Below are 262 nucleotides of genomic sequence, written 5' to 3'. Positions count from 1 at the left end.
GATCCAAGACCTCCTCGAACCCATCAGGTCCACCGTAGTAAGGATCAGGCACCACATCAGCTCCCAGGCCATAGCGGCGCAGCATCAGGTCGAGATCAGCTCGGCCATGAGCCGGTCGCATTGCACGCAGATAAGCCAGATTGTCGTGATCCATCGCCAGAATCAGATCGAAACGCTCGAAATCCTCAGGCTGCACCTGACGAGCGCGCAAGGCTGCGAGCTGATAGCCCCGCCGCCCCGCTGCCTCGCAAGTGCGCGAATC

General features: G+C 60.7%; 1 protein-coding gene. It reads right to left on the bottom strand.

The genetic code is table 11. From position 1 onward, the window contains the following. A partial coding sequence (locus AAEZ09_RS28560) for an arsenate reductase/protein-tyrosine-phosphatase family protein (protein WP_502947614.1) occupies positions 1-262 on the bottom strand: 262 nt, incomplete at both ends.

The sequence above is a fragment of the Pseudomonas sp. 65/3-MNA-CIBAN-0223 genome, assembly GCF_040310425.1.
In the GTDB taxonomy this organism is placed as follows: Bacteria; Pseudomonadota; Gammaproteobacteria; order Pseudomonadales; family Pseudomonadaceae; genus Aquipseudomonas; species Aquipseudomonas gregormendelii.
Note: the sequence above shows the minus strand (reverse complement) of the source record. Positions and strands in the feature narration are given on the sequence as shown.